The 21699-nt window shown below is 71.6% G+C and carries 23 protein-coding genes; 6 read left to right on the top strand and 17 right to left on the bottom strand.

The window, feature by feature from the left end; all coding sequences use genetic code 11:
• Positions 1-43 precede the first annotated feature (43 nt).
• The 4 genes from KV100_RS00735 (at position 44) to KV100_RS00750 (ending at position 3060) form a co-directional block, all read left to right on the top strand.
• Positions 44-598, top strand: coding sequence for an RNA polymerase sigma factor (locus tag KV100_RS00735; RefSeq protein WP_220341006.1), 555 nt, complete (start codon positions 44-46; stop codon positions 596-598).
• Positions 595-1287: an anti-sigma factor domain-containing protein gene (locus KV100_RS00740; protein ID WP_220341007.1), complete on the top strand. Its 693-nt coding sequence runs from the start codon at positions 595-597 to the stop codon at positions 1285-1287. Before KV100_RS00735 ends, KV100_RS00740 begins: the two co-directional genes overlap by 4 nt.
• Before the next feature lie 41 nt (positions 1288-1328).
• Complete coding sequence (locus KV100_RS00745) at positions 1329-1892, top strand: hypothetical protein (protein ID WP_220341008.1); 564 nt, start codon at positions 1329-1331, stop codon at positions 1890-1892.
• A 145-nt stretch (positions 1893-2037) separates the two neighbouring features.
• Entirely contained in the window at positions 2038-3060 is a 1023-nt protein-coding gene (locus KV100_RS00750) for a zinc-dependent alcohol dehydrogenase family protein (protein WP_220341009.1), read from the top strand.
• A 65-nt stretch (positions 3061-3125) separates the two neighbouring features.
• On the opposite strand, the gene KV100_RS00755 is transcribed toward KV100_RS00750, so the two are convergent.
• From KV100_RS00755 to KV100_RS00835, 17 genes are all read right to left on the bottom strand, one after another.
• Positions 3126-4286 carry an acyl-CoA dehydrogenase family protein gene (locus KV100_RS00755; protein ID WP_220341010.1) on the bottom strand — a complete coding sequence of 387 codons (1161 nt, stop codon included), beginning with the start codon at positions 4284-4286 and terminating at the stop codon, positions 3126-3128.
• Positions 4283-4723: a Zn-ribbon domain-containing OB-fold protein gene (locus KV100_RS00760; RefSeq protein ID WP_220341011.1), complete on the bottom strand. Its 441-nt coding sequence runs from the start codon at positions 4721-4723 to the stop codon at positions 4283-4285. The genes KV100_RS00755 and KV100_RS00760 overlap by 4 nt, the downstream gene beginning before the upstream one ends.
• Positions 4720-5865, bottom strand: a complete 1146-nt coding sequence (locus KV100_RS00765; protein ID WP_220341012.1) for an acetyl-CoA acetyltransferase — start codon at positions 5863-5865, stop codon at positions 4720-4722. The genes KV100_RS00760 and KV100_RS00765 overlap by 4 nt, the downstream gene beginning before the upstream one ends.
• Positions 5862-6308, bottom strand: a complete 447-nt coding sequence (locus tag KV100_RS00770; RefSeq protein ID WP_220341013.1) for a MaoC/PaaZ C-terminal domain-containing protein — start codon at positions 6306-6308, stop codon at positions 5862-5864. Before KV100_RS00770 ends, KV100_RS00765 begins: the two co-directional genes overlap by 4 nt.
• The gene (locus tag KV100_RS00775) at positions 6305-6802 is read right to left on the bottom strand and encodes a MaoC family dehydratase N-terminal domain-containing protein (RefSeq protein ID WP_220341014.1); all 498 of its coding nucleotides are present in this window, start codon (positions 6800-6802) and stop codon (positions 6305-6307) included. The genes KV100_RS00770 and KV100_RS00775 overlap by 4 nt, the downstream gene beginning before the upstream one ends.
• A gap of 1 nt (position 6803) precedes the next feature.
• The gene (locus KV100_RS00780) at positions 6804-8015 is read right to left on the bottom strand and encodes a Rid family hydrolase (RefSeq protein WP_220341015.1); all 1212 of its coding nucleotides are present in this window, start codon (positions 8013-8015) and stop codon (positions 6804-6806) included.
• The gene (locus tag KV100_RS00785) at positions 8012-9382 is read right to left on the bottom strand and encodes an MmgE/PrpD family protein (RefSeq protein ID WP_220341016.1); all 1371 of its coding nucleotides are present in this window, start codon (positions 9380-9382) and stop codon (positions 8012-8014) included. The genes KV100_RS00780 and KV100_RS00785 overlap by 4 nt, the downstream gene beginning before the upstream one ends.
• The gene (locus KV100_RS00790) at positions 9379-10623 is read right to left on the bottom strand and encodes a CaiB/BaiF CoA-transferase family protein (protein WP_220341017.1); all 1245 of its coding nucleotides are present in this window, start codon (positions 10621-10623) and stop codon (positions 9379-9381) included. The genes KV100_RS00785 and KV100_RS00790 overlap by 4 nt, the downstream gene beginning before the upstream one ends.
• Entirely contained in the window at positions 10620-11660 is a 1041-nt protein-coding gene (locus tag KV100_RS00795) for an LLM class flavin-dependent oxidoreductase (RefSeq protein ID WP_255565882.1), read from the bottom strand. The genes KV100_RS00790 and KV100_RS00795 overlap by 4 nt, the downstream gene beginning before the upstream one ends.
• Entirely contained in the window at positions 11657-12190 is a 534-nt protein-coding gene (locus tag KV100_RS00800) for a MaoC family dehydratase (protein ID WP_220341018.1), read from the bottom strand. Before KV100_RS00800 ends, KV100_RS00795 begins: the two co-directional genes overlap by 4 nt.
• Positions 12191-12266: 76 nt before the next feature.
• The gene (locus KV100_RS00805) at positions 12267-13049 is read right to left on the bottom strand and encodes a FadR/GntR family transcriptional regulator (RefSeq protein ID WP_220341019.1); all 783 of its coding nucleotides are present in this window, start codon (positions 13047-13049) and stop codon (positions 12267-12269) included.
• Between the two features lie 22 nt (positions 13050-13071).
• A complete protein-coding gene (locus KV100_RS00810) occupies positions 13072-14610 on the bottom strand; it encodes an AMP-binding protein (protein ID WP_308291316.1) in 1539 nt (512 codons plus the stop codon).
• Between the two features lie 123 nt (positions 14611-14733).
• Positions 14734-16215, bottom strand: coding sequence for a DUF4153 domain-containing protein (locus tag KV100_RS00815; RefSeq protein WP_220341021.1), 1482 nt, complete (start codon positions 16213-16215; stop codon positions 14734-14736).
• A complete protein-coding gene (locus KV100_RS00820) occupies positions 16212-17210 on the bottom strand; it encodes an ATP-binding protein (RefSeq protein WP_220342575.1) in 999 nt (332 codons plus the stop codon). The genes KV100_RS00815 and KV100_RS00820 overlap by 4 nt, the downstream gene beginning before the upstream one ends.
• The gene (locus KV100_RS00825) at positions 17207-17899 is read right to left on the bottom strand and encodes a response regulator transcription factor (RefSeq protein WP_220341022.1); all 693 of its coding nucleotides are present in this window, start codon (positions 17897-17899) and stop codon (positions 17207-17209) included. Before KV100_RS00825 ends, KV100_RS00820 begins: the two co-directional genes overlap by 4 nt.
• A gap of 107 nt (positions 17900-18006) precedes the next feature.
• Positions 18007-18876: an ABC transporter permease gene (locus tag KV100_RS00830; RefSeq protein WP_220341023.1), complete on the bottom strand. Its 870-nt coding sequence runs from the start codon at positions 18874-18876 to the stop codon at positions 18007-18009.
• The gene (locus KV100_RS00835; protein ID WP_220341024.1) at positions 18873-19802 is read right to left on the bottom strand and encodes an ABC transporter ATP-binding protein; all 930 of its coding nucleotides are present in this window, start codon (positions 19800-19802) and stop codon (positions 18873-18875) included. The genes KV100_RS00830 and KV100_RS00835 overlap by 4 nt, the downstream gene beginning before the upstream one ends.
• 132 nt (positions 19803-19934) lie before the next feature.
• On the opposite strand from KV100_RS00835, the gene KV100_RS19965 reads away from it, so the two are divergent.
• Complete coding sequence (locus KV100_RS19965) at positions 19935-21050, top strand: sensor histidine kinase (protein ID WP_220341025.1); 1116 nt, start codon at positions 19935-19937, stop codon at positions 21048-21050.
• Positions 21047-21697 (top strand): response regulator transcription factor, encoded by a 651-nt coding sequence (locus KV100_RS00845; protein ID WP_220341026.1) that lies wholly within the window; start codon positions 21047-21049, stop codon positions 21695-21697. The genes KV100_RS19965 and KV100_RS00845 overlap by 4 nt, the downstream gene beginning before the upstream one ends.
• Positions 21698-21699 lie beyond the last annotated feature (2 nt).

The raw sequence follows: 21699 nt of genomic DNA on the forward strand, positions 1-21699 counted from the left end.
CCTCGGCGCACATCCACCCGCCGACCCGCTCCGAACCAAGAGCATGGACTTCGCCGCCGATGTCGTCGGTCAGTCGATCGGTCTGCGCCTCGCGCACCGCGACGAGACCGCGCTCCAGGACGCCTACGAACGCTACGCACCCGTGGTGCTGGCCTACGTCACCGGCTTCGTCGGCCGGGACGAGGCCGAGGACGTGCTCCAGCGGACGTTCCTCGACGTCTGGCGCAGCGCTGCGCGCTACGACCCGGCGCAGCGGTTCACGGGGTGGCTGTTCACCATCGCTCACCGTCGGGCGGTCGACACGCTGCGGGCTCGACGCCACGTCGTCGTCGACATGGACCTCGCCCGCGATCTCGTCGGCGACGACGGGAGGGAGACGGTGAACCGGTTCGCGGACGCCGCGGACGTGCGATGGGCCGTCGCCCGGCTGCCCGAGCACGAGCGCACGGTGCTCGAGCTCGCCTACTTCCGCGAGCTGACGCAGCGGGAGATCGCCGTACGGCTCGACGTGCCGTTGGGGACCGTCAAGGCGCGTGCCTCGCGGGGGACCCGACGGCTGGGCCAGATCATGCGCGCCTCCGACGAGGCCGCGCGATGAGCGCCGAGCACCCGGACCACGTCGGGCTCCTGCGCGGTGAGCTGACCAATGCCGAGGTGCTGGAGCTCGGCGGTCACCTGGAGGCGTGCGACGAGTGCCGGGACGAGCTCGTCGCCCTGGTGACCGGGCACGGGCTGCTGGCGGCCACGATGCGTGCGCTGCGTCCCGGGGAGCCGATGGAGACCCCGTGGGTCCCTCCGCTGACGGTGACGCCCGCCCGACCACGGTGGCGTCGACCGGCCGTCCTGGTGGCGGCGGCCGCGCTCGTCGTCGCGGGCGCGGCGGTCATCCCCCTCGTCGAGGGAGGCTCCGAAGGCTCCACGCCGACCGCCCGCCGTACGGCTGCGCTGGCGCCGGTCGACGGCTCGGCACGTGGCCGGGTGGTGATGACCGAGGGCGCCGGCGCGGTCCGGATGACGATCACCACCCGCGACCTCCCGCGACCCGCGCGCGGCGACTACTACTACGCGTGGTTGTTCGAGCCTGCGACCGACAAGATGCTCGCGCTCGGCGTCGTCGACCCCGATGGCGTCACCGCCTTCGAGGTCGCGCGCGACCTCGTCGAGCGCTACCACGCCCTGGACGTCAGCCTCGAGAGCGACGACGGCGACCCGGGCCACTCGATCACCTCGGTGCTGCGCGCGAACTACACGCCCGAGGCATCCAAACCTCCCTCTGCAACGAAGTAGTGGGTAGGCACGATTCTCGCCATCGATCTGGAGGAACTCCCATGAAGAAGCAAAAACTCGCCGGCGCGCTCGCAGCGTTCGCCGCGACGTTCGGGCTCGTCGCCGTCGGCACGGCGACGCCGGCCCAGGCAGCCGAGCAGAAGCCCAAGGTGGGCTACACGCAGGTCACCGTCGCACCCGCCGTCTACAAGCTCGTCGCCGGGGCCGGCATCACGCCTGCTCCTGTCGGTGGGGCCAAGGCCTTCGCCTACAAGAACACGCTGGCGGCGCGCTTCCCGATCACCAACGCCTCGCTCCGCACGCTCAAGATCAAGCACAGCGGCGGGATCAGCCTGACCGCCGGGTCGCGAACGATCGCCCTGCGGCGCTTCACCATCGACCTGAAGCGCCTCCGGGTCAGCGGCAAGGTCTCGGGCTCCATCGGCAACGCCGGGCGTGTCAATCTCTTCAAGATCCGTCGTTCGAGCCGTCCCGGCCTCGGCGTCGTGCGTCTCACCCTGACGAAGACGGCTGCGCAGGCGCTGAACGCGACGTTCCGTGTCCACGCCTTCAGTGCGGGCGACACCTTCGGCTACGCGACCCCGCGTCCGTTCGCACGCTTCTGAGGTTGCTGAGCAAGCACCCTGGGTGCTTGATGGTACGAGCGGTCTGAAGGCAGGACCTGCGCGTATCGACCGATCCGCGTGGCCGCGTCTCCACCACGGAGGCGCGGCCGCGTCGGTGTTGTCGTGGACCTTGGGGGGAGCGGGCATGCGTGGTGTGGTGATGTACGGACCGGGCGACGTGCGGCTCGAGGAGCGTGACGATCCCACGATCGTCGAGCCGTCCGACGCGATCATCCGCGTCTCGGCCACCTGCGTCTGCGGCTCCGACCTGTGGCCCTGGCGCGGGGTCGAGGCTGTCGAGGGACCGGCGCCGATGGGCCACGAGTACGTCGGCGTGGTCGAGGAGGTCGGTCCCGACGTCAGCAACGTGCGGCCCGGCCAGTTCGTCGTGGGCTCGTTCTTCGCCTCCGACAACACCTGCGAGATCTGCGCGGCGGGCTACCAGTCGCGCTGCGTCCACGCCGTGGGGATGGGCGGGATCGGGACTCAGGCGGAACGGGCGAGGATCCCCCTCGCCGACGGGACTCTGGTCGCGACTCCCGACCTGCCCCCGGCCGAGCTCCTGCCCAGCCTGCTGGCCGCCTCCGACGTGCTGGGTACGGGGTGGTTCGCTGCCGTCGCGGCAGAGGTGGCGCCAGGGAAGACGGTGGCCGTCGTCGGTGACGGGGCAGTGGGGTTGCTGGGTGTGCTCGCAGCGCGTCGTCTGGGCGCTGAGCGCATCATCGCGATGAGCCGGCACGCCGACCGCCAGGCCCTCGCCCGCGAGCTTGGGGCGACCGACGTCGTCGAGGAGCGCGGCGACGAGGGGGTCGCCCGGATCAAGGAGCTCACTGGTGGTCTCGGTGCGCACAGCGTGCTGGAGGCGGTGGGTACGCAGGAGTCGATGATGCAGGCGATCCGATCGACGAGGCCCGGGGGACACGTCGGATACGTCGGCGTCTCGCACGGGGTGAGCCTGCCCGGGGGCGAGCTCTTCTTCGCCGACGTGCACCTGCACGGCGGGCCGGCACCGGTACGCCGCTTCCTGCCCGAGCTGGTCGACCTGATCTGGCGACGCGAGATCGACCCAGGTCGTGTGTTCGACCTGAGCCTCCCGCTCGAGGACGCTGCGGCGGCGTACGAGGCGATGGATCAGCGCCGGGCGATCAAGGCCTTCCTCACCGTCTGATCGGGTAGCCGCGGTCGACCGCGGCGAGGGTCGCGGTCAGCTTCTCGACCTGGCCGCAGCTGCGGTCATCCGACGACCGTCTCGCCGGCGATGAGCGACTTCGCGACGACGGTACGGAGGATGTCGTTGGTCCCCTCTCCGATGCTCATGAGGATGGAGTCGCGATAGAGGCGCTCGACCTCGAACTCGGTCGAGTAGCCGTACCCGCCGTGGATCTTCATCGCGTCGATCGCCGCCTGCAGCGCCACCTCGGAGCAGAAGATCTTGGCCATGCCGGTGGCACCGTCGGCCCGTCCGCTGCGGACGGCGTCGGCAGCCCAGTAGGCCATCAGACGGGCGGCCTGGACCTGCGTGCCGAGCTCGCCGAGCTTGAGCTGGATCGCCTGGAAGTCGGCGATGGGCCTGCCGAACGCCTTGCGCTCGCCGGCGTAGGCGAGGGCCTCGTCGTGTGCTCGCTGTGCGATCCCGACCGACCGTGCGGCGATGTTGACGCGGCCCCACTCGAGGGCGGAGAGGACCTGCTGCATGCCCCGGCCCTCGACCCCGCCGACCAGCTGACCGACCGGCACGCGTACGTCGTCGAGGAGGATCTCGCAGGACTCGGTGCCCTTGTAGCCGAGCTTGGGGATGTCCTTGGTGACCTCGAAGCCTGGGGTGTCGGCCTCGATGAGGAGCACGCTCATGCCCTTGTGCGCCGGCGACGCCGACGGGTCGGTCTTGACCAGCACGGGGAGCGGGTCGGCGTAGCGGGCGTTGGTGATCCACATCTTGGACCCGTTCACGACGTAGTGGTCGCCGTCGAGCCGGGCGGTGGTCCGGATGCCCTGGAGGTCGGTCCCGGCGTCCGGCTCGGTGAGGCCGATGCCACTGCGCCGCTTCCCGGTGGCGAGGTCGGGGAGATAGGCGCGCTTCTGGTCCTCGGTGCCGTGCATCGCGATCAGGCGGCAGGCGAGCGAATGGCTGCCGAGGATCCCCGCGACGCCCATCCAGCCCCGGGCGATCTCCTCGAAGACGAGCGCGAAGGACACGGGGTCGAGGTCGAGGCCGCCGTACTCCTCGGGCACCGTGATGCCGAACAGGCCCATGTCCTTCATGCCGTCGACGATCTCGGTGGGGTAGCGGCCGGACTGCTCCCAGTCGCGGGCGACCGGGACGATCTCGCGGTCGACGAACTGGCGCAGCAGCGCCTTGAACTCACGCTGGTCCTCGTCGAGCTCGAACTTCATCGGGACTCCTCGTTGCGGTCGATAGGTCGGAAGCAGGGGAGGGCGCGGCCGTCGGGCAGGTCGGTCCACGCGACGGTGACCGTGTCGCCGATCGTCCACGCCTCCGGGTCGTCGCGGCCGTCGAGACGGGTGAGGAGGATCGGCCCCTCGGGCAGCCGCACGCGGGCGACGACGTACGGCACCGGGACGTCGGGGCGGGGGGCACGGTGGACGACGGTGAACGAGTCGACCGCTGCCGTGCCGTCGGTGTCGACCGGTCGCAGGGACCGGGTCGACGAGCACCCGGTGCAGAGAGCACGCGGCGGATGCTGCCGGTGACCGCACTCGCCGCACTCCTGGACGGTGAGGCGGTGCTCACGGGTGGCGTCCCACCACGGGCCGGTGACCTCGTCGGCGGGCGGGACCTCAGCGGGGACCCAGTGGCTCTGCTCGCTCATCGGTCGACCCCCAGGACGACGGTCGCATGGGTGGAGAGGATGCCACCGGTCCCGTGGGCGACCGCGACCTCCGCGCCCGGCACCTGGCGGTCGCCGCACTCCCCGCGCAGCTGGCGGACCGCCTCGACCAGCAGCAGGATGCCGTACTGGCCGGGATGGCAGTACGAGAGGCCGCCCCCGTTGGTGTTCAGCGGCAGGGCGCCGCCGGGCCGGATCCGGCCGTCGGCGATGTAGTCGAGCACCTCACCGGGTCCGCAGAACCCGAGCGCCTCGACGCTGAGGGCGGCGGTGATCGTGAACGAGTCGTAGACCTCGAGCACGTCGACGTCGGCCGGTGTGATGCCGGCGCGCCCGAACGCGTCGTCACCCGACCCGATCGCGCCGGGGCGGGTGAGGTCGTCCACGGCGGTGAACGACGTGTTGGTGGTCCGCTCGCCGTAGCCGAGCACGTGGACCGGCTTCTGGCGCAGGTCGCGAGCCCGCTCGGCCGAGGTGAGGACGACCGCTCCTCCACCGTCGGTGACCAGGCAGCAGTCGGCCGCGGTCAGCGGCGAGGAGATCATCGTCGACCCGACCACGTCGGCGACGCTCAGCGGTCCCTTGCCGTAGCGGAACGCCTTCGGGTTGAGCAGCGCCCATTCCCTCGCCGCGACCGCGATCTCGGCGAGCTGCTCGCGGGTGCCGCCGTAGCGGTGGAGGTAGGCCCGCGCTGCCATCGCGTAGTACGACAACGGATAGAGGACGTCGTACGGCTCCTCGAACTGAGCCTCGGGGACCCACGCATCGTGCACGCCACCGAGCCGGCGCGAGCGCGCCGAGCGCTGGTTGGACGCGAACGAGATCACCACGACCTCGCACTGCCCGGCCTCGATCGCCTGGGCGGCGCGCGCGACGAACATCTCGAACGCGCTGCCGCCGGCGAACGTGGAGTCGGTCCACGTCGGCACGATGCCGAAGTAGTCGGCGAGCTGGGTGGCGGAGAAGCGCGATACCCCGGTCGTCGCGATCCCGTCGACGTCGGCGAGCGTCAGGCCGGCGTCGTCGAGCGCCCGGGTGACCGCCTGGGTCTGGAGGCCGAGGATCGAGAGCCCGGTGACGCCGAGGTCGGACTCGGCGGCACCGACGATCGCGACGCCGCTCACGGGCGGCCGGTCCCGTCGGCGCGGCCGAGCAGGACCCGAGCCGACGCGGGGCGGACGGCGAAGCGGTCGTCGGCGCCGTCCGAGCCGAGGATCGTCGCGCTCATCGCGACCTCGACGGTGTCCTCGGTGACGGCGACGACCTGGCCCTCGCACCGGACCGTCTCGCCGGCGAACATGAGGTTGCGGAACGTGAAGTCGATCGTCTGCACGAACGAGTCCGGGCCGAGCCAGTCCTGGAGCATCTCGACCAGCAGCGCCCCGAACACCTGGCCGTCGACGACCGGACCCGGGAGCCGCTTCTCGGCGACGTAGGAAGGGTCGTAGTGCAGCTGGTGCCAGTCCCAGGTGGCGCCGGCGTAGGCGACCATGTCGGTCAGCGTGATCGTGCGCTCCAGCGGCGGCACCGGCTGGCCGACCGCCGGGGGAGAGGTCGGCGTGCTCATGCGGCCCCCAGGGCGATGAAGATGATCGTCTCGGTGTTCTCGGCGAGGAAGTCGCCGTCCTGGTTGGTGTAGGTCGCCGTCGAGGAGACGATGAGCATGTCCGCGCCGGCGCGGTTGGTCTTCTCGGTCGCGTCCGTGATCTCCCACGTCGCCGTGACGACGTCGTCGGGTCGGACGCGGCGCCCGAAGGTGTAGCGGTTGCCGCCTCGGACCTGACGGGTGTCGGGGACGCTCAGTCCCCAGGTGTGTCCGGCATAGCCCTCGGCGTCCGCGGGCAGCCCGGCGTACTGGTTCGTCTCGCAGATCAGCGTCGGCGGCAGCGTGACGCCGGGCAGGCCGTGGTCGCGGGCGAACGTCGCGTCGGTGTAGAGCGGGTTGTCGTCGCCGACGGCGAGGGAGAAGTAGCGTCCGGCCGCGGCGCCCATCGGCTCCGGCGCGGTGTAGACGCGGCGGGTGCCGATCAGCGACCGGACCTCGTCGGTGAGCAGACCCACGTCAGCCCTCCTCGGGGTAGAGCGCGGTCGGGAACACCTCGAGGAGGAACTCGGGTCGCAGCAGCCCCGCGCAGATCGCACCGGTCGACGCGGGCCACGGTGGGGAGAGGAGGCGTTCGCGCACGGCGGCCACGGCACGGTAGTCCGGGAGGGCCGACTCGACGCAGTACTCGGTGGTCTCGAGCAGGTGGGTGGCGTCGAGGCCCTCGTGCTTGAGCAGGTGGAGGATCGCGCCGTACGTCGCCTCGGCCTGCGCACCGATGTCGTCGGGGTGCAGGGCCTCCTGCGTCTCCATGTCGAGCGCCGCGAACCCGGACATGTAGAGGGTGCGCCCGGCGCGCACGCCCGGGGCGTACGTCAGCGTGTCGTAGCGCGACCAGCCGGGGTTGACCAGCTCGAGCGGATGACGGGAGGCGGTGACGTCGATCGCGACGAGCTGACCGGGGTGGTGCAGCCGGCTCATGAGGATCCCGCCGGCCCCCGGATAGACGCCGGCGCCGCCGAGCAGCTCCTTGCGGACGCGGTGCGTCTTCCGGTACACCGACCGGGTCTCGGGCGTGGAGTAGTCGTAGGTGGTGACGGCGTCGTCCAGCGACAGCCCGGCCTGCCGCAGCAGCACGTCGGCCTGCTCGAGGCAGTAGCGGTACTGGCCGACGAAGTCGCCGGGTGCGACCACCTCTCCGGAGGCGTCGACCGGGATCATGGTCGGCAGGTACACCGCGCCGTCGTGGCCCTCGCGGACGGGCGAGGCCGCCCACGTCCCGGCATCGCGAGCCTCGCTGGCGGCGCGCAGCTCCTTCCCGCCACCGGCGACCGCGTGCAGCTCGACCTCGAGGAGCGCGGCGCGCCGCACGAGGCGGTCGACGACGACCGTGCGCAGCGTCGGTTGGTGCTCGCCGAAGAGCTCACGCCGTACGGCGGCGGCCGCCTCGTACTCGGGCAGCCCGGCCAGCGTGACGTTCTCGGTGATGCGGGTGACGTCACCGGGGCCGAGGCCTGCGCCCGCGAGGATGGTCAGGACCTTCTCGTACGCGGTCCGCGCCTGCTGCTCCATGCTGCCGCCGACCGTCATCTTGCCGATCGCCGGGTCGTGCGACGCGGCGGTGTGCCCCGACGTCCACGCGGTCTCGCCCTCGGCCAGTCCCAGGCAGAAGGTGAACCCCTCGTACGGGAACCACGGGAACGACGGTGGGCGGATGGCGCTGAGCGTCATGGGTGGCCTCCTGGGACCGATGCGGTGTGGAGCGCTGCGAACAGACCATCGAGGGACGGCTGGTCGGCCAGGTGGGTGACGACGTCGACCACCTCGTCGCCGCCGGGCCCCGCGTTGGCGAGAAACTTGTCACGGATCTGCCCGACCGACATCGGGTTCGCGGTGGTGCCCGAGCTGGCCGTGACGGTCCCCGTGATCTCGCGGCCGTCGACGAGCCGGACGACGACCCGACCCGGAGCGTCCGCCGCGTGGCCGGCACGCGCGCTCGTCTGCCACGAGACCTTCTCCGCGAGGGCGGCGACCTCCGGGCGTGCGAGCGAGTCGCCCTCGTACGTCGCGAGACCGACCGCGCCGTCGACGATCATCGCCGCGGTGGTCCAGGGGAGCGAGAACTTCGCTGCGTACGGCGACCCTGGTCTAGCGAGGTCACGGCGCTCGTCGCAGACGGTCGGAGCAGAGTCCGGATGGACGTCGGCGACGACGGCGGCGACCTGCGTCGCGTCGAACGGCGCCGTCGCGGCGGCGTCGGCGACGGCGTCCAGGGTGGCGTGCATGAGCTGGCATGCTGGGTAGGGCTTGATCCCGATCCTGACCGTCTCCCACCGCTCGCCCAGCGCCGCGACGACCGACCCAGGATCGGCCTCGACGGCGGACAGGGCGTCGTAGACCCCGTGCGGCCCGTCGAGCACGGTGTCCGGCCCGCTCGCGCCGGCGGCCGCGAGGCGCGCCGCGAGGATCCCGGAGTGGGACGCGAGGCCCGGGTGCAGCTGCTTGGTGCTGGCGTCGGTGCCGAGGAACGCGAGGAGCCCGCCGGCCTGGCTGCCGGCGATGCCGAGTGCGTCGGTCGCCGCGTCCTCGTCGAGTCCGAGGAGCCGCGCGGCCACGAGCGCCGAGGAGAAGACGCCGGCGACCATCGTGGCGTGGAGGCCGCGCGCGTGGAACCCGTGCGGCGCGGCGGCGGCCACCCGGCAGACGGTCTCGTAGCCGACGAGGGCGGCGTCCAGGACCTCACGGCCACTCGCGCCGACCTGCTGCCCGACCGCGAAGGCGGCCGGGAGGACGACCGCGGTGGCGTGGACGAGACCGCCGGCGTGGGTGTCGTCGAAGTCGAGACCGTGGACCATCGCCCCGTTGGCCAGCGCCGCTGCCGGAGCACCGACGGGCGCGGCGACTCCGATGACGTTCGCCTCCGGGGGGCCGCCGAGGCCGGCGGCGACCTCGACCGCGGCCTCCACGCTGCCGTACCGGCGGGCGGCGAGGGCGGCGCCGAGGCCGTCGAGGAGGTGGCAGAGGGCCGCCTGCTCGACGTCACCGGGCGCGCCGACAGGTTGCAGTCCCCAGTGTGCGAGCGTGCGAGCGGTGCTCATCGTGCTGCTGCCGCCGTCGCGTCCGGGTCCTGCCCCTCGGGCTCGTCGCCGAAGGCACCACGGCGCCGGAGCGCCGCGACGTCGGCGGCCGACAGCTTGAGGATCTCGGTGGCGATCGCGTCGAGGTCCTCACCGCGCTGCGGTGCCCGGCGGTAGTCGGGTGTCTCCGATCCAACCCGGACGGGCGACGCGAGCTGCTCGAGCGACCCGTAGCGGGGGTGGTCGGTGGTGACCACGAGGTTGCGCGCCCGGGTGTGCTCCTCGGTGAGCGCCGCCTCCACGTCGTTGATCGGCCCGCAGGGGATCGACGCGGCATAGAGCTCGGGCAGCCACTCGTCGACCGTACGGCCGCGGAAGATGTCCTCGAGCGTCTTCACCAGCTCGTCACGGTTCTCCCGGCGCGACGCGAACGTCCCGTACGGCGACCCGTGCTCGGCCCACTCGGGGTGTCCGACGACGGCCGCCAGTCGCGTCCAGAACTTCTCCTTGGCACAGCCGACGACCAGCCAGCCGTCGGAGGCCTCGAACACCTGGAACGGCACGAGCGACGGGTGGGCGGAGTGACGGGTGCGCTCCGGGGTGAAGCCGGCGTTGAGGTGCCAGGTCGCCGGGTAGGTCAGCATCGCGATCGCGGTGTCGTAGAGGCTGACGTCACAGTCCATCCCGACACCGTCGCGACGTGCGGCGTGCACGCCGGCGAGCAGCGACAGGGCGGCGACGAACCCGCCGGAGTAGTCGACCATGGACAGCCCCGACTTCGTCGGAGGACCGTTTGGCTCACCGGTGAGGTCCATCCAGCCGGCCAGGCCCTGGAGGATGTAGTCGTAGCCGGGCTCGGTGCTGCGCGGCCCGGTCATCCCGAAGCCGGTCAGCGACACGCACACGATGGCCGGGTTGAGGTGCTTGAGGTCGTCGTAGGTGATCCGCATCTTGGCCGGCACGTCGCCGCGCAGGTTGGAATAGACGACGTCGGAGACCTTGACGAGGTCCTCGAACACCTCCCGGCCGGCCTCGGTCGTCAGGTCCAGCGAGAGGCTGCGCTTGTTGCGGTTGAACGTCTCGAAGAACAGCGAGTCCTCACCGTCGGCGTACGGCGGCACGTACCGCCCCACGTCGCCCCCGGCGCGTGGGTCCTCGATCTTGATGATCTCGGCACCGAGGTCGGCGAGATGGACGCTGCCGAAGGGCCCGGCGCCGTACTGCTCGACGGCGATGACGCGGATGTCCTCGAGCGGCTTCATCGACGTGCTCCTGTGAACTCGGCGATCATGTCGATGATCGCGGCCTGGGCCGTACGGGTCTCCGCAGCATCGATGCCGTGGGTGGGTGGGCTGAGCTTGACCGAGTCGGCCACGCCGTCGTACTCGGCGACCCGGGCGACGACCTCGTCACGCGTCCCGGCGAGGGTGAGCGCGTCGACCATCTCGTCGCCGACGACGTCGGCGAGGTAGTCGGCGCCGGTCCCGGCGCGGAAGGTCTCAATCACCCGCTGCTGAGCATCGCCGAGGCCGTGGAACTCGAACATCTCCGCGTACGTCTTGACGGTGGCGTAGAACCCGACGCCGCCGGCGGCCCGGCGGCGTGCCCGGCCACCGTCGGTGTCGACGGAGCAGCACGCCGACACGACGACGTCGAGATCGTCACGGGTCTTGCCCTCGGCGCGCGCGATGCCGGTCTCCAGCTCGGGCAGCAGCCGCTCGGCGAGGTACTTCGGCGAGCACAGCTCGTGGCTGATCCACCCGTCGGCGATCTGGCCCGCCAGCCGCATCATGAAGGGACCCATCGCCGCCAGGTAGACGGGGATGTCGGGTCGGGTGACGGCGAACGGACGCTCGTAGCCGCGGATCCGCATGGGCTCCCAGTCGCCCTCGGCCTCCATCGTCTCGCCGCTGGTCGACTTCTCCCAGAACAGCCGGATGTTGCGCACGGTCTCGCGCAGGTGGGGGACCGGCTTGCCGAAGGTGACGTTGTGCCAGTCCTCGTTGAGGCGCTGGACACCGGTGCCGAGCCCGAGGACGAACCGCCCGCCGGAGAGTTCGTCGAGGTCGAGGGCCTCGAGGGCGGTGATCATCGGGCTGCGGGTGAAGGCGAGCGTGATCGCGGTGCCGACGCGTGCCGTACGGGTGCCGGTGGCGAGTGCCGCCGCGGTCACGGTCGCGCTGCGGTGCAGCTCGGAGCTCCACAGCACCTCGGCTCCGGCATCCTCCGCCCGCCGCCCCGCCTCGACCAGCTCGGCGAGGGTCTCGCCCCAGGGCTGGTAGGTGATCCGCAGGCTCATCGAGCGCTCTCGGTGTCGAGCGACAGCGGCGTCTTGCCCGCGGGGAACGTGTCTTCGACCTGCTCGGCGCCGCGGCGGTAGACGTAGAAGGTCCTCTTGAAGGAGCAGACCTCGTCGCCGTCCTGGTTGAGGGTCCGGGTCCGCACGGTGACGATGCCGGCGTGCGGACGGCTGGCCGACTCCCGCTTCTCGAGCACCAGCGACTCGCTGAACAGGGTGTCGCCGGCGAAGACGGGGTGTGTCATCCGGATCTCGTCCCAGCCGAGGTTGGCGAACGCGTTCTGGGTGATGTCGGTGACGCTCTGGCCGACCGCGATGGCGACCGTCAGCGTGGAGACGACCAGCGGCTTCTCGAACTCGGACTTCTTGGCGTACTCGGTGTTGAAGTGCATCTGGTTGGTGTTCATCGTGAGCAGCGAGAACCAGGTGTTGTCGTTCTCGGTCACCGTCCGGCCGAGCGGGTGCTGATAGACGTCACCGATCTCGAAGTCCTCGAAGAATCGTCCGGTCCATCCCTGCTTGTGACTCATCGTCACCCTCTCGGTCGAAGTTGCGTGCTGCCTGGACCCTAAATGTCAGACGATTCAAGGTCAAGGCGTCGGTTGCTCAGCGCTGGTCCGGGCGTGGGTCGCGATAGCTGCCGCGGAGTCGCCCCAGGTGCTCGCTCATCGCCCGGCCGGCAGCGTTGGCGTCGCCCGCCTCGATCGCGGCGAGGATCGTCTCGTGGTCGTGATCGACGTCGGTCCAGAAGTGGGGGTCGACGTCGGGGTCGAGGAACGTCGACTGCAGGACGCCGAAGACCGGCTCCGTCATCACCTCCAGCAGAGCGTTGCCCGAGCACTGGAGCACCAGCGCGTGGAAGTGGCGGTGCTCCTCGAAGCGGCGTCCCCGCCCGCGTCGTTGCCGCTCGCGCTCGACCGCCTCTCTCAACGCGGTCAGGTCGTCCTCCTGCCGGCGTTCGGCGGCCAGCCTGGCCGCCGGGACCTCGAGGATCTCTCGCGCCTCGAGCATCTGCTCGACGTCGATGTCGGCGCTGCCCGACATGAGCCCGAGGCTGGTCTCGAGATAGCTGCTGACCTGGCGGAGCTCGACGCGGCGGACGAACGTGCCGCCGGTCGTGCCGCGTGCGGTCTCCAGGAGATCTCGCGACGCCAGGGCCCGCAGGGCCTCGCGCACGGTGCTGCGGCTGACCCCGAAGATCGACGACAGCTCGGCCTCGTTGGGCAGCCGGTCGCCCGCCTTGAGGGTGCCGTCCAGGATCAGGTCGAGCAGCTGGTCGGCCACCTGCTGGTAGGCGTTGCGGACCCGGCCGGGGGTCACGCCGTCCGGGCCGTGGTCTGCTCGAGAGCGGCGCGCCGCGAGCCCGGCGATGAGCACGTCCTTGGTCATGGGCCCACCCTGCCAGGCAGCGTCACGCTGAGGTCGTGCCCTGCTGGGCGAGGTACTGGTCGCGGATGTCGCGCTTGAGGATCTTGCCGCTGGGGTTGCGGGGGAGCTCGTCGACCAGGTGCCACTCGCGAGGCACCTTGAACTTCGCCACGCCGGCCCGGACGTGCTCCTCGAGCCCGGCCAGGTCGACGGTGGTGCCGCGGCGCGCGACGAGGAAGGCCGCCACCCGCTCGCCGTACACCTCGTCGGGGACGCCGACGACGGCGACGTCGTCGACCTCGGGGTGCCGGGCGACGACCTCTTCGATCTCTCGCGGGAAGATGTTGACGCCGCCGGCGATGATCATGTCCTTCTTGCGGTCGACGATCGAGAGGAAGCCCTCCTCGTCGCGGACCGCGATGTCGCCGACCGTGACGAACCCGTCGTCGGTCGTCGCCTCCCGGGTGGCCTCCTCGTTCTTGAGGTATCCCTTCATCAGCAGAGGCGAGCGTGCGAACAGCTCGCCGGGCTCTCCCGGCCCGACCTCCTGGCCGTCGTCGTCGAGGAGGCGGACCTCGTTCATGAACCACGGGTGCCCGACGCTTCCGGGCTTGCGCAGCGAGTCCTCCGGACGCAGGTCGGTGACGACCGAGCACTCGGTCGACCCGTACAGCTCGTGGACGCCCACGCCGGGGAACGCCTCGTGCACCCAGGCCTTCAGCTCCATCGGCAGGGCGGCGGCGTTGAAGTAGAGCGTCTGCAGGGCGGACAGGTCGTAGGCGCGCGTCGGCTCCTCGACCATCCGCCGGATCTGCTGGGCATGGGTCGGGACCAGGAAGACGGTGCTGACCTTCTGCTCGGCCATCCCGGCGAGGAATCGCTCGGGGTCCCACGACGTCAGGACCGTGGTGGTCCCTCCCAGCTGAGGGCCGGCGTAGGCGAAGGCGAACCCGGCTCCGTGGTAAAGCGGCGCGACCGCCATCGTCGACGTGGAAGGCCCGAGACCCCACTCGATCGCCGAGGCGTAGTTGGTGAGGACGCGTCCGCGGTGGGTGAGGATCACGCCCTTGGGGAGCCCGGTCGTCCCGGAGGTGTAGGTGATGCAGAAGGTGTCGTTCTCGTCGACGGCGATGCGCGGGTCGACCGCACGCGACTCCGCCAGGAACGTCTCGTAGTCGAGGCCGAAGCCACCGTGGAAGGAGATCACCGTGTCGAGCTCCTCGACGAGCGACCCTGCGCCGGCCGCGAGCGCATCGTCCATCAGCAGAGCGCGCGCCTCGCAGTGCCCGAGGATGTAGGCGTTGTCGGAGGCCTGGTTGCGCGGGTTGAGCGGGACCATCGGCAGACCGGCCTTGGCGAGCGCGGCGGCGATCTCGAAGTACTCCATGCGGTTGCCGCTGAGGACGGCGACGGGGTCGCCGGGCCGCAGGCCGTGAGCGAGGAGGCCGGACGCGAGCCGGTTCGACCGCTCGTCGAGCCCGGCGAACGTCAGCGACCGGTCACCGTCGACGACCGCGGTCCGGCGCGGTGTCGCCCGTCCGAACTCGCGGATCCCGGTCGCCATGTTCAGGTGCGTGCTCACGGTGGCTCCTTCGTCGTCCTGACCGGCCGGCATCGGGACCTTCGCCGGCCGAGATCAGCCTGTCTATCATATCTGATCTACAAGCCGCCATGACCGGATTCCGGTGCACCGAGGGGTGACCGGTCAGCTCGGACAGACGACGCCGCTGTCGAGACTGGGAGTCCAGACTTCGCTCGCACGCGCCCGGCCGAGGTTCCAGGCCAGCCAGTCGCCCGCCTGCGGAGGGCGGACCGTGGCGCACCCGCGGACCTCGGCGGGCAACCCCGCGAGCACGGGTGTCGCGTCGTCGGAGAGCTGAGAGAGGTAGTGCCAGTCGACCTTGCCGGTGCTCTCGTAGCGCGCGATGTTGCGCTCGGCGATGTAGGCGTCGGGATTGATCGCCGCCAGGACGACCAGGACCGAGGCTCCGGAGAGGAGCGCCGCGCGCGGCACCCACCACCCCGACAGGCGCACCCCCGCGGCGACGACCAGGGCGAGGACGAGGCCGAGCCAACCCTCGAAGAACGACACCAGCAGCCGCAGGCGTGTGAATCCGTACGCCTCCTCGTAGACGTGCATGCGGGAGAGCGCGGACACGACGACGATCAGCGTCAGCAGGCAGAGCGCGCCGAGGACGACGCGCAGCAGCAGCCGGTCGCGCGCCCGGGCACGTGACGCCTTGCGCGCGGTGAGCGCGACGACCCCGAGCGTGAGCATCGTCGCGACCGTGAGCTGGCCGAAGCCCTGGTGCACGTACTCGGCGTAGGTGAGTCCGGTCGTCCGGCGGAGGTAGCCGTGACCGCCGAACATCACCGTGAGCTGCGCGGTCACGAACAGGCCGAACACCGCGACCACCAGGGACACCGGGACCAGCCACTCGAAGCGCCGAGCGACCGGCGGTCCCGGCGGCGGCGCGAGGCGCTCGACCAGCGGCGGGTTGAGCGCGGCGTACACGCCGGCCAGGGTCAGCGCGGCCAGCGCCAGCCCGGCGAACGCCCGGGCGGGCGTGTCGGCCAGCGTCAGGTCGGGCACGAGAGCGTCCACCCACCGGGCGAACAGCGCGTCCGCCGAGGCGAAGAGTGCGACGAAGACGACGACGGCGACCACGGAGAGCAGGACGGTCCGGACGACCGGCACCCACGTCCGTGCGCCCCGACCCCGTGCGACCGACCTCCCCACCCACGGCAGCCCGCGCACCGAGCCGATCGGAACCAGACCGGTCGACGCGACGATCCCGGTGACCGACCGGGCTCCTCCGAGAGAGGTGGCTCCGACGACGAACGCCGTGAGCAGGCACAGGAGGCTGAGCCACTCCGCGGCCCGCAGGAAGAGCGTGGACAGCAGGAGAAGGATCAGCGCGGCCGAGACGAGATGGTACGGGCGACGGAGGTGCGGGTCGGCGAGGGCGACGACGGCGCACACGCTCACCAGGACCAGGAAGGTGCCGAGCCCTAGCTGCCGGTGGGGCAGCACGAGCGCGGCCAGCACACCCACCGCCGCCACCGCAGCGACGAGCCGGGGACGGGCCGCAAGCGACTTCTCGGGCCAGAGGTCACCGAAGAAGACGTCGAACGCGGGCGTGGGCTTGGCGGGAGGTGCAGGAGCGGGAAAGGCGGGGATGGTCATGGGAGTCGTCCCTCCGGGAGACAGGCGCGGATGCGGCATCCGGTCGTGGTGTCGGCGACCTCGATCGTGCCGCCGTGCAGGTCGGTCACCCAGCGTGCGATCGCCAGGCCGAGGCCGGTGCCGCCGTCGTCCTGACCGGCGCCGGTGCCGGTCGTGAAGCGCTCGAAGACGGCCGTACGTTGCGCGGGTGCGATGCCCGGCCCCTCGTCGGAGACCTCCAGCACCATGCCGCCCTCGCCGGGGTGCGCCCGGATGGTCACGGTGCCCTGGTCCGGGCTGTGACGCGCTGCGTTGTCGAGGAGGTTCGCGGTGAGCTGGTGGAGGCGTGCACGGTCGGCGCGCACGACGAGATCGGACGGCTCGACCTGCACCGTGAACCGCACCGGGCGTCCGGTCAACGTCGCTTCGCGGACGGCGTCCTCGAGGAACGGCCGCACCTCCATCGGCTGGGCGTCGAGGGCACTGATCCCGGCGTCCACGCGGGACAGGTCGAGCAGGTCGGACACGAGGTGGCTGAGCCGCTCGGTCTGGTCGAGCGCCGTACGCAGCTGCTCGGGGTCAGGCTCGACGACACCGTCGGCGAGGTTCTCGAGCAGCGCCCGCAGCGCGGTGACCGGCGTTCGCAGCTCGTGCGAGACGTTCGCGACGAGGTCGCGGCGCTGTCGGTCGACGGCCTCGAGATCGGCGGCCATCGTGTTGAACGCGCGGGAGAGCTCGCCGACCTCGTCACGTGACGACGCAGTGACCCGGCGGGAGTAGTCGCCGGTTGCCATCGTCCTCGCGGCCGCCGTCATCTCCCTCAGCGGCGACGTCATCCCGCGGGCGAGGAGCTGGGTGAGGAGCAGGGCGACGGCGACGGTCGCGGGGACGGTCACGAGCGGGTCGAGGCCGAGGCGCGAGCCCGCGAGCGGGAGCACGGCAGCGACGGCGACCGTCACCGCGACGAGGACGCCGAGCTTGGTCTTGATCGAGCCCAACCGGTCGAGCGGTCTCACGAGGTCACCTCCAGGGCGTAGCCGACCCCGTGGACGGTCCGTACGACGTCGGCGCCGAGCTTGCCGCGAAGGGAGCGCACGTGACTGTCGACCGTCCTGGTGCCGGCTGCGTCGGGCCAGTCCCACACGTCGGCCAGCAGCCGCTCACGGGTCAGGACGGTGCCGGGCGTCGCCGCGAGGCACACCAGGAGGTCGAACTCCGTCGGTGTGAGGTGGACCAGCTCGCCGTCGCGGCGGACCAGACGGCGCGCGTGGTCGATCTCGAGCGGTCCGACCGTGCGCGGACCGGGGGCGCCGGCGGCGAGCGATGCCGCCCGCTCGACGCGCCGGAGGAGCGCCCGGACCCGAGCGACGAGCTCCCGCATGCTGAACGGCTTCGTGAGGTAGTCGTCGGCTCCGACCCCCAGACCCACCAGTACGTCGGTCTCGTCGTCGCGAGCGGTGAGCATGAGGACGGGCAGCGGTCGCTCGGCCTGGATGCGCCGGCACACCTCGTGCCCGTCGTACCCCGGAAGCATCACGTCGAGGACCACCACGTGCGGCAGCCAGTCGGCCGCGGCCGCGACGGCGCTCGGGCCGTCGTACTCCTGACGCACCTCGAAGCCCTCGGCGACCAGTCGGTCGGCGACGGACTGGTTGATGAGGCGTTCGTCCTCGACGACCAGGACGCGTGCTGCCGTCGTGTTCATGCCTCGACCTTAGGTTCGACGCTGCGCAGGGGAGGCCGGGAACTCGTGAAGATCCTGTGCAGGTCGTCCCGGGAGTACGGGACGACCTGCACAGGACGCAGGACCGCTCAGGCGACGTCGCGTCGACGGACCAGGACGATGACCAGGACCACGAGCCCGACGCAGTAGGCCGCCACCGTCGTCAGCGCCTGGCCGCCCGAGAGGACGTCGAGGATGCCCGGGGTCTCGTTCGGGTTGGCGGAGACGTCGATCAGCGCACCGACCAACGACCCGCCGGCCGTCCCGGGCAGGACCTCTGTCACCGCCTCGACGGGGCCGAGCAGCGCGCCGACCCCGCGGAGGAGGTTCTCGACGACCAGGGCCCAAACCAGACCGAGACCGACCGCCAGCGCTGGTCCGCGCGCCACGGTGCCGAGCGCGAAGCCGAGCAGCGCCCACATCTCGAGGACGAGGAAACCACCGCCGAACGACTCGGCGAGCGCACCCGCCGACGGCCAGGTGACGGCCTGCGACTCGGTGCCGGCGACCAGGAGCGAGACTCCGGCGAACAGCACCAGCGTCAGTGCGAGGCTGCCGAGGACGGCGATCGTGAGCGCGACCAGCGAGCCACCGACCGTGGCGGGACGGGACGGACCTTGGGTGAAGATGGTCTTCCACGTGCCCCATCCATAGCCGTTGCCGGCGACGATCGCGCCGAGCACCAGCGCCAGCGCGCCGCCGAACATCGGCAGGCCCTGGACGAGCACGACCGGGAGCGCGGGAGGCAGCATCTCGACGAGCAGCCCCGCACGCGTGTCGCCGTCACCGGCAAAGCTGAGGTCGCCCGTCCGGTACGACAGGTACGGGAACAGGTAGCCGAACACCAGCGCCAGGGTCACCCAGACGGCGACCAGCACCCACACCGCCGGCCACCTGCGCAGCCGGAGAACCTCTGCTCGTGTGCTGCGGACGACCGGGTTGTCGATCAGCGTGGTCATGCCACCGTCTCCTTCGTCTGTGCGGGCGTCGTCTGCGTGGTCGTCGTCATCTCGAAGAAGACCTCCTCGAGGCTGCGCTCGGTGGGGAACACCTCGTGGACGTCGACACCCGCCGCGACCAGGTCGCGGACGAGCGCCGGCGCGCCCGCCGGTTTCAGGTCGAGCTCCAACCCGTGCGGCGTACGGTGCACCGCGTCGTCACCGGCTGCCTTCATCGCGACCGCGAGCGCCGTGTCCTCCGGGGTGGCGCGCACCCGCAGGGTCGCCTCCCCGCGGAGCTCGGCGACGCGCGCCTCACGGAGCAGCCGACCGCCGTTGATGACACCGACGCGGTCGCAGATCTCCTGCACCTCGGTGAGCAGGTGGCTCGACAGCAGCACGGTCTGCCCGCCTCGAGCGAGCGAGACGACGAGTGCCCGCATGTCGGCCATCCCGGCGGGGTCGAGGCCGTTGGTCGGCTCGTCGAGGACGATCAGCTCCGGGTCGCCCATGAGCGCGGACGCGACGCCGAGCCGCTGCTTCATGCCGAGCGAGTACGCCTTGAACCGGTCGCCCCCACGGTCGGTGAGGTCGACGCGCTCCAATGCCGCGTCCACGGCCGCGTCGCCGAGTCCTCGGTAGCGCGCCAAGGTCCGCAGGTTCTCGCGGCCCGACAGGTACGGGTAGAAGCCCGGCCCCTCGACCAGGGCGCCCACCTGCGCGATGACGTCGGGGCGACCTGCCGGCCGCCCCAGGACGCTCGCCGAGCCGGCCGTCGGCCGGATCAGGCCGAGCATCATCCTCAGGGTCGTCGTCTTGCCGGCCCCGTTCGGGCCGAGGAATCCGTAGACCTCGCCCCTCCGCACGGTCATGCTGACCGAGTCGACGGCGAGTCGATCGCCGTACCTCTTGGTCAGCCCGTGTGTCTGCACCACCAGATCGTTCATGGGCACCACGGTCGTCGTTCGCGTGCTGCGTCGCGTCCGCTGCGTCGCGGCTCCGGCGTACGCGGATCCGCGTACGCCGGAGCCGCGCGTGGTCGTACGCCGCAGGGCTCTAGCCGGTCTATCGTCGGGCCCGTGAGCGACCGGCGCAGCGTCCTGGCGAACGCCCATGGCTGGTGGGCGATGGTGGCCGTCGTGCTGCTCGGCACCTTTGCGGCCAACCGCGACGTCGACCCCGGTCACGGGGCGGTCGCGGCCGCGGTGATCGTCGCGGTGCTCGCCGTCCTTCCGGCCGTGCTCCCGTGGCGACCCGAGGTGGCCGTCGCGGCCAGCGGTGTCTGCACGGCCGTCTACTTCGGCGCGGGATTCGCGGACGGCCCGATCTTCCTGGCACTCCCGACGGTGACCTTCGTGGCCGTGCTGCGGGCGACGTCGTACCGGTGGGTGCCGTGGGCCACCGCCGCCGCCGTCCTCGCGGCGACCGCGCTCGTCCTCCGGATGCTCGTCACGGACGGGGAGCGGACGCAGGAGGTGTGGCAGGCCATCGGACTGCTCGCCGTGGTCGCGGCGGCCGGTGCCGTCGCCACCGTCGTGAGCCAGCTCGAGGCCTCGCGCGCCGACCGGACCGCTCGCGCGGCGAGCGAGGAGCAGCTGCGCATGGCCCAGGACCTGCACGACGGCGTCGGGCACGGGCTGGCCGTGATCGCCATGCAGGCGGGAGTCGCCCTGCACCTGCTCGACCGCGACCCGGAGAAGGCCCGCGAGAGTCTGGAGGCGATCCGTGCCACCAGCCGTGAGTCGCTGGACGCGCTGCGGACCGAGCTCGGTCGCATGGCGGGTGCTGAGTCTGAGGCGGCTCGCCGCCCGGCGCGCGGACTGCGCGACCTGGACGCGCTGATCGAGCGGGTGCGCGCGGGTGGCCTCGAGGTCGACCGCGAAGGCGAGCCTGGCGCGGTCGACGACCGGATCGGTGAGGTCGCGTACGCCGTGGTGCAGGAGGGGCTGACCAACACCTTGCGTCACGCGGACGCGAGCCGGGCGGTCGTCGCGATCGTGCGCGAGCCGGGGACGGTCGTCGTGAGCGTGCGCGACGACGGACGCGGTGCACCCGCAGAGGGCCAGGATGAGGGCATGGGGATCTCCGGCATGCGGGCACGCGTCGCCGAGCTCGGCGGCACCCTGGACGTGACGCCGGCCGACGACAGCGGCAGCGGCTTCGTCGTCCGCGCGACCCTCCCGGACCCCGCGTGATCCGCGTGGCGCTGGTCGACGACCAGCCGTTGGTCCGGATGGGACTGGCGACCCTCGTCGACTCCGAGGACGGCCTGGAGCTGGTCGGGCAGGCGGCCGACGGTCGGGACGGGCTCGCGCTGATCCGCCGTACGAGGCCCGACGTGGTGCTGTGCGACGTCCGGATGCCGGTGCTCGACGGACTGGCGCTGCTCGAGGAGGTCACCCGTGACCCGGCACTCGCCGGGGTGCGGGTCGTGATGCTGACGACGTTTGAGCTCGACGAGTACGTCTTCGAAGCCCTGCGGCACGGTGCCAGCGGGTTCCTCCTCAAGGACGTCGAGCCCACCGCCCTGCTCGACGGGATCCGCGTCGTGGCGGAGGGGGGATCGCTGCTCGCCCCGTCGGTGACGCGGACCGTCATCATGCGGTTCGCGGGCACGTCGGCCGCGTCGCGTCCGCATCCCCGCCTCGGCGACCTCACCGAGCGCGAGACCGAGATTCTCGGCTGGGTCGCGACCGGTCGCTCGAACCAGGAGATCGCCGACGAGCTGGTCGTCAGCCCCGACACCGTCCGGACCCACGTGAGCCGGGCGATGGTCAAGCTGCACGCCCGCGACCGTGCGCAGCTGGTCGTGTACGCGATCGAGTCGGGGCTCGGGCGATGACA

The organism is Mumia sp. zg.B21 (assembly GCF_019550855.1).
In the GTDB taxonomy this organism is placed as follows: Bacteria; Actinomycetota; Actinomycetes; order Propionibacteriales; family Nocardioidaceae; genus Mumia.

What these genes read in the sequence shown, in the direction of transcription:
- KV100_RS00735 (WP_220341006.1), top strand. Translation starts at nt 44, where the DNA reads ATGGACTTCGCCGCCGATGTCGTCGGTCAGTCGATCGGTCTGCGCCTC.
- KV100_RS00740 (WP_220341007.1), top strand. Translation starts at nt 595, where the DNA reads ATGAGCGCCGAGCACCCGGACCACGTCGGGCTCCTGCGCGGTGAGCTG.
- KV100_RS00745 (WP_220341008.1), top strand. Translation starts at nt 1,329, where the DNA reads ATGAAGAAGCAAAAACTCGCCGGCGCGCTCGCAGCGTTCGCCGCGACG.
- KV100_RS00750 (WP_220341009.1), top strand. Translation starts at nt 2,038, where the DNA reads ATGCGTGGTGTGGTGATGTACGGACCGGGCGACGTGCGGCTCGAGGAG.
- KV100_RS00755 (WP_220341010.1), bottom strand. Translation starts at nt 4,286, where the DNA reads ATGAAGTTCGAGCTCGACGAGGACCAGCGTGAGTTCAAGGCGCTGCTG.
- KV100_RS00760 (WP_220341011.1), bottom strand. Translation starts at nt 4,723, where the DNA reads ATGAGCGAGCAGAGCCACTGGGTCCCCGCTGAGGTCCCGCCCGCCGAC.
- KV100_RS00770 (WP_220341013.1), bottom strand. Translation starts at nt 6,308, where the DNA reads ATGAGCACGCCGACCTCTCCCCCGGCGGTCGGCCAGCCGGTGCCGCCG.
- KV100_RS00780 (WP_220341015.1), bottom strand. Translation starts at nt 8,015, where the DNA reads ATGACGCTCAGCGCCATCCGCCCACCGTCGTTCCCGTGGTTCCCGTAC.
- KV100_RS00785 (WP_220341016.1), bottom strand. Translation starts at nt 9,382, where the DNA reads ATGAGCACCGCTCGCACGCTCGCACACTGGGGACTGCAACCTGTCGGC.
- KV100_RS00790 (WP_220341017.1), bottom strand. Translation starts at nt 10,623, where the DNA reads ATGAAGCCGCTCGAGGACATCCGCGTCATCGCCGTCGAGCAGTACGGC.
- KV100_RS00795 (WP_255565882.1), bottom strand. Translation starts at nt 11,660, where the DNA reads ATGAGCCTGCGGATCACCTACCAGCCCTGGGGCGAGACCCTCGCCGAG.
- KV100_RS00800 (WP_220341018.1), bottom strand. Translation starts at nt 12,190, where the DNA reads ATGAGTCACAAGCAGGGATGGACCGGACGATTCTTCGAGGACTTCGAG.
- KV100_RS00805 (WP_220341019.1), bottom strand. Translation starts at nt 13,049, where the DNA reads ATGACCAAGGACGTGCTCATCGCCGGGCTCGCGGCGCGCCGCTCTCGA.
- KV100_RS00815 (WP_220341021.1), bottom strand. Translation starts at nt 16,215, where the DNA reads ATGACCATCCCCGCCTTTCCCGCTCCTGCACCTCCCGCCAAGCCCACG.
- KV100_RS00825 (WP_220341022.1), bottom strand. Translation starts at nt 17,899, where the DNA reads ATGAACACGACGGCAGCACGCGTCCTGGTCGTCGAGGACGAACGCCTC.
- KV100_RS00830 (WP_220341023.1), bottom strand. Translation starts at nt 18,876, where the DNA reads ATGACCACGCTGATCGACAACCCGGTCGTCCGCAGCACACGAGCAGAG.
- KV100_RS00835 (WP_220341024.1), bottom strand. Translation starts at nt 19,802, where the DNA reads ATGAACGATCTGGTGGTGCAGACACACGGGCTGACCAAGAGGTACGGC.